The organism is Atribacterota bacterium, from assembly GCA_028717805.1.
In the GTDB taxonomy this organism is placed as follows: Bacteria; Atribacterota; Phoenicimicrobiia; order Phoenicimicrobiales; family Stramentimicrobiaceae; genus Stramentimicrobium.
This window is the reverse complement of sequence record JAQUNC010000055.1, coordinates 1-10488: the sequence shown is the minus strand read 5'-3', so window position 1 is coordinate 10488 and position 10488 is coordinate 1. Positions and strand designations below refer to the sequence as shown.

Genomic DNA, 10488 nt, shown 5'->3' with positions numbered 1-10488 from the left:
TAGGGGGAGGCCCTGTAGACCAAGCATGGGCGGATAAGATTGGTGCAGACGGCTTTGCTGAAGACGGAGTCTTGGCAGCCAAAGTTGCAAAGAAATTAATTAGCTAAAATAATATAAGAATATTATCTGAATATAAGGAGTATTTTATGGCAATATCAATATGGGAAGTTATTGAACGTGCAAAAAATGGTCCTAAAATGATGCAGCAAGATTTTAGTATGAATATATTTCGAGCCTGTCAGAAATTGGTAAAGAAGTATGATATTAAGCGTGATGAAGACGAGATAATCCCTACTGATAATGAATTAATAAGAAGAGTCTTTGAAGCAGGAGTAGAATTATTTGAAGAAGTTGGGGTGTACCACATTGATGAGGGGCGAGTTATTCATTTTAGTAAAGACGAAGTTTATGAGGCACTTGACAATCTGCCGAGCCAGGTTGTTTTAGGAGAAGGAAGGGATGCCTCAATTCTTAATGCTTTATGTGTAGATGAAGGACCAGAGCCTTCAGTTTGTGCAGGGAACCAAACAATACTTTATAGTTCCGAAGATATTATGTTCCAAATTTATAAAGCATGTGCTGAACATCCACAGACAGATGGAATCTGGGGAGGAGTTATCCCTACGATTGAAGGAAAGTATGAAGTTCTAACAGGTACACCAACTGAGTTATGGGCTTACAGAAAGTCAACTGAAATTTTAAGAAGAGCAATTAATGTTGCTGGTAGACCGGGAATGTATATAAGAAATAATGCGCCAGGTGTAACTGCTGCTATTGCATGTTTTGACAGGGAAAGAGGAATGCGTTCGACAGATTATTTTGAAGCCCATGGACTTGCAGAACTTTTAGTGACAACTGATATATTAAATAGAGCTATTTGGGCTCATTTAAATCATGCAGTTCTAGATTCAGGTAATTACGGAGTGAACGGAGGATTTGGAGGAAGTGTTGAAGGAGCAGCTTTAGTAACTGTAGCGAGTGCATTACAAGGCTTAATGGTTATGAAAGGAGTTGTGCTTGCACCACTTGTTATCCCCGCTAATGAGAAAAGTAGGATGTCTAGAAAAACTTTATGGATTGGAAGTATTGCAATTCAGGCGTTAGCAAACAATACACACGCTATACTGAGTTACAGTATGGGAGATCATCCCGGTTCAGGTCCTGGAACGAAAGAATATTTTTATGAATCAGCAGCTGGACATATAGCAGCCACTGTGTCTGGTGCTCACTCACAAGGAGGAACCAGGAAATTTTTTATTGGTCATAAAGAGGATTTTGGGACACCAGTTGAATCATGGTTTATGGGACAAATATGCAAAGCCGCAGCACATATAAATCGCAAATGTGCTAATAATATTCTTAGAATACTACTGAGTAAATATGAACCTATTATTAAACATCCTCCAGAAGGGTATACTATTAATGAATTATACGATCTTGATAATTTTGTTCCAAAACGGTCTTACCAGGATTTATATAATGAGGTTATTGATGAACTATTTAAGTTAGGTTTGGAAAAATTAAAGTATAAGTAAGAAGAATCTTATAGAAAATTGTTAAGCTACAAAACAAATTACTCTTAAGGAGGTATTTAATTGAAAGCCATTGGGAAAGAGAACATAATTTATGGATTTGGAAGCGCTACATTGGATTTTCGTATCCAAGTTCCTGATTTAGGTTATGATTATAAAGATAAACTACTAGCTCAAAAAACTGATATTTTTGGAGGAGGAGCAGTTGCTAATTGTTTAATACAAGTAGCCAGGTTGGGTAGAAAAACTTCTTGGTTGGGTAAATTGGGTGATGACTGGATTGGCCATTTGATTCAAGAACAACTCAATTTAGAAAAGGTGGATTGTTCAAATATTATTTGGGATGAATCAGTTTGTTCTCCTTTTAATTTGGCAGTTTATGCTGGGGAAGAAAAAAGGCGGATTGGGGGATTCTTAATACCAAATAGTCTCGCTGAAATAAATCTTGAAGATATTTCATCTCTTTCTTCTAATATAGAGAAAGATAATTGGATAATAGTAGAAGTAGGGGAAATACCTCTAGATATTACCTTAACATTTTGTCAACAGGTGAAGAAAATTGGTGCCAAACTTCTGGTTGATATTGATTTAGATCCGATTAAGCAATGTAATGGTAACAGAGATATAGTCAGAAAAATTATTGCGCAATCTGATTTTCTTATTCCAAACTATTATGCTATGAGCACATTATATCCTGACATTCAACCCAAAGAACTTACGAAAAAGTTAGCCTGGGAGTTTGAAGTTAATACTATCATCACTGTAGGTCCCGATGGAGTATATTATTGTGAACCTGGTAAACCCGCAGCTCACCAACAGGCTTTTAAGGTAAAAGTAATTGATACAGTAGGAGCAGGAGATGCATTTCACGGAGGATTATTATTTGGTCTGGCAGGTCACTGGTCTTTAGCTAAGTCTGTGGAATTGGGTGCTCGATGTGGTGCATATAATTGTCAAAAGTTTGGTGCCAGGGAAGGAATGCCCACATCAGAGGATTTAAACATTTAATAATTCATATTATATGGACACCTTCCAAAACTAACTGTTTTTAAAAACCATATTTAACTCAAATAGTAAATACAACTTTATCGGCTTACTCTTAGATTCCGATAGTAGCAACTCATATGATAGTGAATTGTATTAGCCCCATTGATTAATACATGGTATACTATGTTTTATTAATAGTAAGGGTAACTACTCTTTATAACGCGGTGAGGGGAAATTACTACCATACAATAAAAATGGAATTAATTACTAGGATATTTATAAAACCAGATAAGAAGCACAAAGGTTATCTTCGAATAAATTGAATTCTTTTACAACAGGAAAAGATTGCATTCCTCTATTAGTTATTACAGTCAAGAGGAATATGAAATGTTAATGTTAACAAAAGTGCTTCAAATAGGCATCTGAATTATAGGGGTAAGGTCAATGATAGTATTGGATTATGTTGGTCCAATTGTTGTGCCATATTTAACTGAAAGACTTGAACAGTCTCCTTGCTGGTTAGTATTTTTATGACTTATTATAGATAAAAGGATAATAAAATAAAGCTTATCAGCTATTTTCTCTACTGAAGCTTTCAAAGTACTATAAGTCAATGATTTAAATAAAATTGCTTAGTATTATTTGATGCTATTTGGAATCTTTTTCTTTTTAAGATATGGATATTTTAGATGTTTTTAGCTTATAATCAATTGTAATCATTTCAAGAGTAATTATTACTTAACATTAATCCAATTACAGATTTATTAAAGATCATTTTAAGCGTGGCATGTATTACTATTACCTTGTTTTATATATAAAACAAGGATAGTGTCACATTACTTTGATTTGGATTCTATTTTTTTAGGAGGTTCGTTTGAAGATCATCGTTCCCGTTAAGCAGGTTCCTGAGACCAGTCAGGTAAAGATAAATGAAGAAACAGGAACCATTATACGTGAGGGAGTTGAGAATATAATCAATCCTCTAGATTTATATGCCATTGAAATAGCTTTTCAGTTGAAGGAAAAGCATGGTGGAAACATCACAGTTATTAGTATGGGACCACCAAAAGCTGAAGAAGCTTTAAGGGAGGCTATAGCAATGGGTGCTGATGAGGCAATACTCCTATCAGGAAAGGAATTTGCCGGCTCGGATACCTGGGCAACTGCCTATTCACTTGCTGCAACAATTAAGAAAATTAAGGCTTACGATTTAATTATTACAGGGGAAAGAGCTACTGATGGGGATACCGGTCAGGTAGGTCCCGGAATTGCTTCTTTTTTGAATATACCCTTATCTACATATACCAGGAAGATAGAAAGTGTTAATAAACAATACATTACTGTACAGCGCTTGATTGAAGAAGGCACTGAGAGATTAAAAATACCTTTGCCAGCATTATTGACTGTAGTAAAAGAAATCTCATATCCTCGCCTGCCTACCTTACGGGGAAAACAGAGAGCACGTTTTATTGATATACCAGTTTACAATTGTAAAGATATTGGTATTCCGGGAAATAAATTAGGTCTTAAGGGTTCTCCTACAAGGGTGGTTAAAATATATCGCCCACCGGTGGTTAGAAAAGGAACTATATTAAAAGCAAAAGATGAAAGAACATTATCAGAAGCGATTGACCGATTAGTCTCTTTCTTAGAAAAGAGAAAAATTATATCATTTTAAAATAGGTAAGGTAGTATGAAAAAAGAAGAAATATGGACAATTTCGGAAATAACTGAAAGCCAACAAATTAAAAATATCTCCTACGAATTATTGGCGTGGGGAAGACCTTTAGCTAAAGAACTGGATGTTCCATTGTCTGCTGTTGTTTTTGGTAATAATTTACCAGAAGAAGAGTTACGAGAATTAATTTATCGAGGAGCTGATCGTGTATACAGGATAAGTCATAAATATTTATTCCCTTTTATTGTAGAAAATCATAGCAATATACTTGATTTTTTAATCAAGAAATTTCAACCTCAAATCGTAATTGCTGGAGCTACTACACAGGGTAGAACTTTAATGCCTCATTTATCAGTAAAATTAGGAACTGGATTAACTGCTGACTGTACTGATTTAAAAATCGAAAAAGACACCGGTTTGTTGTTACAGATTAGACCAGCTATTGGTGGAAATATAATGGCAACTATCAAAACACCAGAAAGAAAGCCTCAGATGGCTACTGTAAGACCAAAGTCCAGGAAGATGCTTCTTCGAGATGAAAACAAAAAAGGAAGGATTATTTCCATAGAGATTGATGACGCTCTTTTTGATCAAAAAGTAATACATATGGGATTTCAGAAAAATGAAAAAGAGGAGATAGATTTTTCAACAGCAGATATTATTGTATCTGGTGGTAGAGGATTAAAGAAAAAGGAAAACCTTGCTTTAATTCGTGAGTTAGCTAAACAGCTAGAAGCGGCTGTCGGTGCATCCCGGGAAGTAGTGGATAGGGGTTGGATTTCCTACCCTCATCAGGTAGGCTTAAGTGGTAAAACGGTAAATCCAAAAGCTTATTTTGCAATTGGGATTTCTGGGGCTATACAGCATCTTGCCGGAATAAAAACCTCGGAAACTATTATAGCCATAAATAATGATCCCCTAGCAGATATTTTTAAAATTGCTGATTTTGGTATTGTAGGCGACCTATTTGAAATTGTACCTTTATTAAAGAAGAAATTGGAAGAAAAAAGGAAAACAAATGAAATATAATCCGGTATCCCATTCTATTATAAAAAAACTAGAAGAAATTTGTGGGAAAAATTTTGTTTTTGTAGATAAAGAAAAATTAGAGCCTTATACTCATGATGAAACACCTGTTGATCAGTTTGCACATTTTCCTGAAGTTGTTATAATGCCAAGAAAAACTGAACAAATATCTAAAATTATGAAATTAGCTTATGAGAATAATATACCAGTTACACCTCGGGGAGCTGGTAGTGGTCTTTCTGGTGGCGCTATTCCAGTTCATGGAGGCATAGTTATTTCGTTAGAGAAAATGAATAGAATTTTAGAAATTGATACCCCAAATATGATGGCAACACTAGAACCGGGAGTAGTTACTAATGAAGTGAATGAAAAAGTAAAAGAGTTTGGTTTGTTCTTTGCTGGTTATCCCATGAGTGTGGAGACCTGCTTTATTGGTGGTAATGTAGCTGAAAATGCCGGGGGAGGTAGAGCAGTTAAATATGGTGTTACTGATCGATATATTATGGGATTGGAAGTGGTTTTGCCTGATGGTGCAATAGTAACATTAGGCGGCAAGAGGGTTAAAGATGTTACTGGCTATAATTTAAAACAACTTTTTATAGGATCAGAAGGCACTTTAGGAATTGTGACAAAAATAATTATTAAGTTATTACCGCTTCCGATATCAATTGTTGATCTGTTAATTTTGTATAAAGATCTAAATCAGGCTATCCAGAGTGTACCAAAAATCATGACTGAAACTAAAATCATTCCCACATCTATTGAATTTATGGATCAACTCTCAGTGCAGACCTCTTGTCAGTATTTGAATGAGCATCTACCCTATCAACAAGCTGGTGCAATGCTTTTAGTTGAGGTAGATGGAAATAATCGTCAAGAAGTAGAATTAGAAGCAGAAGCTATTGGCGAACTATGTCTAAACCAAGGAGCATTAGAAGTTTATGTAGCAGATAACTATACTACGCAAGAAAGAGTCTGGGCAGTAAGAAGAAATATCGCAGAAGCCTTTAAGGTCATTAGTCCTCAGCAAAGCATAGAGGATATTGTAGTTCCGATTTCTGTAATTGCTGAGGTTGTGGAAGAGATTCAAAGAATTGCCCAAAAATATAGTATTTTAATACCTTGCTATGGTCATGCTGGTGATGGCAATTTACATGCTACAATAGTTAAGAATCCTACTCAAACTTACCAAGAGTGGTTAGATATAGAAAATAATATTTTATTGGACCTGTATCATCTAGTTAAAGAAAAGGGCGGAACTATTAGTGGAGAACACGGTATTGGTCTAAAAAGAAAAGAATATTTAAATTTATTTTGTAGTGAAGAAGAAATTAAGTTGATGAAGAAAATAAAAAATGCTATTGATACTAAGAATATAATGAATCCAGGAAAGATCTTCTAAAATAAATTAATTAATTAATGAGAAAAATTAAAAAATATTTAAAATTCAATATTAGAGGAGAGAATGAGTACCTACAGTTGGCAAAAAATAAACATTGAGTATTTAAAGAATAATCTTACGGTAGAAGTCCCTACTACCTGTGATCTATTACAGATGAAACCAGTTCCGCCTCTTGAGAAGGTAGCAGAAGAAATTGACTATGCCTTCCAGAATCCTATCCAGAGCAAGAGAATTGAGGATATTGTCTCCTCCCACTCCAAACCTGCTGATGAACTTACTGTAGCTATTGTCGTCTCTGATAATACCCGTCCGATACCTTATAATTGTACCAATAGTGAAAATATCCTCTCTCCCATCCTCTCTCGTCTGGCAACAGCTGGTATTCAAAGACAGCATATCAAGATTATCATTGGCACCGGAACCCATACTCCTACTACTGATAGCTGGAAGAGGGAAGTCTTTGGAGACGAGATCTTTAATCACTATCAACTGCTAGACCATGATTGTTATAGTAGAGATCTGGTCTCTATAGGAGAGGTCAAAGGAATTCCGGTAAAGATTAACAGGGATTTTATCCAATCAGACCTACATATTGTAACTGGACTGGTAGAAGCCCACTTTATGGCTGGTGCCTCTGGAGGCCGAAAAGCTATCTGTCCCGGACTGGTTAATCTGGAGGCTACTCAGGTCTTTCATGGACCTGAGTTTATGGCTGATCCTAATGCCGATAATCTCATCTTTTCCCATAATCCCTGTCATGAGTTTGCCTTAGAAGTAGCACGGAGAACCAGAGTTGATTTCGCAGTAAATGTCTTGCTAAACGGAGACTTGCACATCTGTGGTATTACTACCGGGAATCTGGAGGAATCTCACCAGAAGGTAGTGAATCAGCTGCGTCTCTTCTCAGAACTTACCATAGATCATAAATACGATGTTGTCTTAACCCATGGAGGGAAAGGAGCCCTAAATCATTATCAAGCTATCAAAGGAGCTTGGGCTGCCCTACCAGCAGTGAAGAAGGGAGGATACATTATTCTGTTAGCCCATAACCAGGATAGGGAACCTATTGGCAGCCAACATTACAAAGATTTACTGAAGAAACTAAAAGAGGTGGGTGTGGGTAATTTCTCTTCTCTACTTTTAAGTTCCAAGTGGGACTTTACTCATGACCAGTGGGAAGTGCAGAAATGGGAACAGCTTTTTCTGCGAATAGGAGGAGAAGAACATCTCATCTATTGTACCGTCAACATCCCTCCCGAAATCCTGGTTACCCTACCAGTAGTAAGCGGGTATCAATTTATCAAGGAGTACCCTCCCGATATTACTACTATGCTTCAACAGGCTATTTACCACTGTGTATTAAAGAAAGAGAACACTTCTATGGCTTTTTTGAGAGAGGGACCTTATCTGGTTATTAAAATAAAATGAATCTCTAACTCTTTATCAGTTAATATAAAATTTATAAAGTGATAGTGTTAAATTTTAATAGGTGTTTTCTAGGATAACACTTGCCAGTGAGTCAACAAAAAAGTAGACTTACCTCAAGAAATAAAATAAAGAAAAAGAAGAAACATTCTTTTTCTAAATAGGAGGTAAATCTACCTTATGAAAGAATTAAAATTTACTATTACCCTACCATCTTTTGAGCTAACTATACCAGAAAGCAAACTCAATTCCAGTATCTAGAGCAATTTGTTTTTAATGTAGCCAAAATCATAGGCCAGTTTATCCTAATCGAAATACTAAATTACCTTGACAATAAATTAAGGGAAGAAAGACAAAGAAGCAAACTCACCAATTGTGGAAAGCACAATAAATACCTCTTGACCATGTTAGGTAATATGGTCTATCAGAAACATCTCTACCGAGATCAAGAAGGTCATTGTCATTACCGTTGTCTTTTGGATGAGGTCTTGGATCTCAAGTCCAATCAGCGTATGAGCACTCATTATCAGAAGATAACTGGCCTTTTTTCCTTATCTTGCTAGCAACCACCAATACTGTTGCGGGAACTCCGTCAGCTTTGAGGCTATCCGAAAACAGGTGCAGGTCAAGGATACTCAGATTCAAAAAGAAGAAGATGTCTTTGACCAAAACCTAACTGAAACCTTAAAATACACAATGCTAAATTCAAATAAATCAGACCAGGAGGCTCTCTATTTGGAATTAGACGGTACATCATCCACCTGCAAAAACAGAAGAAGAAAAAGACCAGCATCCCCAGAGAAAAGATAAACTAAATGAACTGATTACCTAATTTATTAATTGAATTATTTACAAAAGAATATAGGAGTATGCTATTAATTTCCATATTTATTGAGGTGAGGAAAAGTACCTACCAGTTGTTGACACAAACCACAAAGCCTTTTATTATTGAATATTAATAACGAAGAGGTTATTATGAAATAGTCAAATTATGGAAAAATGATAAATACAACAAAAACAAAATAAATCACTATTGCTAAATGGTAAATGTTAATTTAATCCTAAAGGTGGGATAGGATAATCAAATGAATATTAAGTAAAAGTATGAAAAGTATGTCAATACTTATAGTGTTAAGAAAATGGAAGATGTTGTAATTAGTCATGCTGAAGGAGTATTGGTATATGATATCGGTGGTAAAGAGTATATTGATTGCTTTGCTGGTATTGCAGTAAACAATGCTGGGCATAGAAATCCAAGAATTATTAAGGCTGTTAAGGAACAAATAGATAAATTAGTACATTGTTATACCTATTTGTATTATTCAGAACCACCTGCATTATTAGCGGAAAAATTAGTCCAAAATACTCCTGGCAGGTTCAATAAAACATTTTTTTCCAATAGTGGAACTGAAGCTATTGAAGGTGCGTTAGAATAGCTAAACAATTTACTGGAAAATATGAATTCATTGCCTTACAGTGTTCTTTTCATGGCAGAACAAATGCTACCTGATTTTCAAATTTTATTTATTGACGATGAAGTGCAGTCGAGATTTGGACGAACTGGTAAATTATTTGCTATTGAGCATTATAAAATAGAACCTGATATTATGACTATAGCCAAAGGCATTGCCAGAGGATTCCCTTTAAGTGCTTTTATCACCAGGGATGAGATTGCCAGTTCTTTTAGACCGGGGGATCACTTATCTACATTTGGAGGAAATCCGGTATCCTGTGTTGCGGCAATCGCTAACATCGAATTTTTATTAGATGAGAAAATTCCTGAGAAAACTTTAGAAAAAGGAAACTATTTTATTTAAAAATTAAGAGATGAACTTATGAAAAAATACAATCTCATCGGTGATGTGAGAGGCAAAGGCTTAATGATTGGTATTGAGTTGGTAAAGGATAAAGACAAATCACCGGCGGCAGAAGAGGCAATACAAATACGGTAATTGTGCAGAGAAAATAATTTACTGATAGGATTAGGTGGTATTTATAGAAATGTGCTCAGGATTCAGCCACCTCTGGTGATCACTGAAAAACAGCTAGATAAAGCTATGGAGATACTGGATGATGCATTTGCTGCACATTATTGCACTAAACACTAAACAAAGATGAATTAAAAGGAAGTGGAAGCCTGTTGTAGGAGGCTAGCTGAGGAATAAGTAGAAGAATATGGGAAATTTTTGAAGACATATCACAGTTCTATCTAAAGGAGAAATATTATTTTATAATGATAGGAGGAAAGACGATATTAAGAGTTGTAAATCTATGTAAGAATTTTGGTGGTTTACAAGCTTTAAAGAATATCGATATTAACATTCAAGAGAATACCATTCATGGTTTAATTGGACCAAACGGTGCAGGGAAATCTACTTTTTTTAATGTTGTTTCCGGATTATTTCCACCAACAGAAGGAAAAATATATTTTAATTCTG

10 protein-coding genes are annotated in these 10488 nt (G+C 35.4%); all 10 read left to right on the top strand.

Annotated features, from left to right (window positions below; translation table 11 throughout):
• Positions 1 to 107 (top strand): cobalamin-binding protein (locus PHD84_09710; GenBank protein MDD5638073.1); only part of this gene is annotated, 107 nt, incomplete at its 5' end.
• 39 nt (positions 108 to 146) lie between these two features.
• Positions 147 to 1535, top strand: a complete 1389-nt coding sequence (locus tag PHD84_09705) for a monomethylamine:corrinoid methyltransferase (GenBank protein MDD5638072.1) — start codon at positions 147 to 149, stop codon at positions 1533 to 1535.
• A gap of 60 nt (positions 1536 to 1595) precedes the next feature.
• Entirely contained in the window at positions 1596 to 2540 is a 945-nt protein-coding gene (locus PHD84_09700) for a carbohydrate kinase family protein (GenBank protein MDD5638071.1), read from the top strand.
• 853 nt (positions 2541 to 3393) lie between these two features.
• On the top strand, positions 3394 to 4197 hold the full coding sequence (locus tag PHD84_09695) for an electron transfer flavoprotein subunit beta/FixA family protein (GenBank protein MDD5638070.1): 804 nt from the start codon (positions 3394 to 3396) through the stop codon (positions 4195 to 4197).
• Positions 4198 to 4212: 15 nt separating this feature from the next.
• Positions 4213 to 5226: an electron transfer flavoprotein subunit alpha/FixB family protein gene (locus PHD84_09690; protein ID MDD5638069.1), complete on the top strand. Its 1014-nt coding sequence runs from the start codon at positions 4213 to 4215 to the stop codon at positions 5224 to 5226.
• The gene (locus PHD84_09685; GenBank protein ID MDD5638068.1) at positions 5216 to 6625 is read left to right on the top strand and encodes an FAD-linked oxidase C-terminal domain-containing protein; all 1410 of its coding nucleotides are present in this window, start codon (positions 5216 to 5218) and stop codon (positions 6623 to 6625) included. Before PHD84_09690 ends, PHD84_09685 begins: the two co-directional genes overlap by 11 nt.
• Positions 6626 to 6688: 63 nt before the next feature.
• Positions 6689 to 8053: a nickel-dependent lactate racemase gene (larA, locus tag PHD84_09680; protein ID MDD5638067.1), complete on the top strand. Its 1365-nt coding sequence runs from the start codon at positions 6689 to 6691 to the stop codon at positions 8051 to 8053.
• A 1136-nt stretch (positions 8054 to 9189) separates the two neighbouring features.
• Positions 9190 to 9486, top strand: a complete 297-nt coding sequence (locus PHD84_09675; GenBank protein ID MDD5638066.1) for an aminotransferase class III-fold pyridoxal phosphate-dependent enzyme — start codon at positions 9190 to 9192, stop codon at positions 9484 to 9486.
• 21 nt (positions 9487 to 9507) lie between these two features.
• A complete protein-coding gene (locus PHD84_09670; protein MDD5638065.1) occupies positions 9508 to 9867 on the top strand; it encodes an aminotransferase class III-fold pyridoxal phosphate-dependent enzyme in 360 nt (119 codons plus the stop codon).
• A gap of 416 nt (positions 9868 to 10283) precedes the next feature.
• Positions 10284 to 10488 (top strand): ATP-binding cassette domain-containing protein (locus PHD84_09665; GenBank protein ID MDD5638064.1); only part of this gene is annotated, 205 nt, incomplete at its 3' end.